Source organism: Acinetobacter sp. 1294596 (genome assembly GCF_000582925.1).
Taxonomy (GTDB): Bacteria; Pseudomonadota; Gammaproteobacteria; order Pseudomonadales; family Moraxellaceae; genus Acinetobacter; species Acinetobacter radioresistens.
Genome location: NZ_JFCC01000099.1, coordinates 1 through 1,308 on the forward strand (window position 1 = coordinate 1; position 1,308 = coordinate 1,308).

A 1,308-nucleotide genomic window follows, 5' to 3' on the forward strand; every position below is an offset into this window, starting at 1 on the left:
AGCTTAAGTATTAAAAGCAACCAGCTTATAAATAAAAATTATATTTTATAAAAGTTATTAAATTAGTTTAAAACCTTATTTTTTAAATATTTCTAATATTTAATATAAACTTTATTTATCAATTTTCAGATGATCTAAAATCCGAAATATAAGAATCCTGAATAGCTTCTATACAGTTTTTAATAATAAGATCATTCCCCTTTTTCCAAATTAATTTAACTTCAGATTGATTATTCTTATCATTTATAGAAAGCAACTTTACATTCTGTGGAAGAACACTAACAAATTCTTCAGGAACAATACAAATCCCAAAATCCTTTGCAACTAAATCCAGTTGGGACAACTTTCGTGAAGTTATTCTTGATTTTTTTTGAGAAAAACCATTGCTTAAGCAAAGATTAGAAGCTAAGTAGCTCAGTCCTCCTCGTTCAGAATGGGGGGTAGAAACAAATTCTAATTCCTTTAAATCCCTGATATAAACACTAGTTTTGTCTCTAAAATTCTGATTAGAAGCAGAAACTGCTACATATAAAGGGGCTTCATATAAACTTATAGAAGCTATTTCATCTAAATTGTGATGAACAGGCGGTCGAATAAAACCGATATCAATATTACCGCTAAGAATTGCTTCAATTTGATCCTCAGATGAAATAGTATTAATTTCTATATTAATTTTATATTTTCCGCATAACTCATCTAAAATCTGCAACTTTTTTTGATCAAAGATAATGCTGCTAGAGTGGCTGATTTTTATACTTCTGTCTTCTCCCTCGCTAATTCTCTTTGCCATTTCAATTGAATTATTAAAATTCTCAAGATGATTCTTTAAACTTTTATAAAGAACCAATCCAGCAGGGGTCAATTTAATTTTTTTTTCGGATCTATCAAAAACACAAAAACCTATTTCATCCTCCAGATTTTTTATTTGTCTGCTTAAAGCTGACTGAGCAATAAAAAGTTTTTCGGAAGCAGCATTAAAGCTGCCTTCTTCAACAATACTGATCAGATAATTACATTGTTTAAAAGTTAACATATCTCGAAAATAGATAGATGAGCAATATTTCTATATTAGATTAGATCACTAAATTAATATATCTTTTCTTTAACAGAATTGAATAGGGTTAAATTTAACATGATTATTAATAAAAAAATTATTTTATTTATGACTATAATAGCTATATGTCTAGCAGCCCAATCTTATGATAACTACACTAAAAATATTTCCAAATCAGCATTAGAGACTATAGATTTATTAACCGATTAATCTTTATTTTATATAATATTAATAAATTATTTTATTTAACAATC

Annotated in this window: 1 protein-coding gene; it reads right to left on the reverse strand. The window is 26.8% G+C overall.

What is annotated here, in order from left to right; genetic code table 11:
* Positions 1-118 precede the first annotated feature (118 nt).
* On the reverse strand, positions 119-1,033 hold the full coding sequence (locus tag J502_RS15990) for a LysR family transcriptional regulator (RefSeq protein WP_034685189.1): 915 nt from the start codon (positions 1,031-1,033) through the stop codon (positions 119-121).
* Positions 1,034-1,308 lie beyond the last annotated feature (275 nt).

Excerpts from the sequence above, each read along its gene's own strand:
- J502_RS15990 (WP_034685189.1), bottom strand. The coding sequence starts at position 1,033 with ATGTTAACTTTTAAACAATGTAATTATCTGATCAGTATTGTTGAAGAA.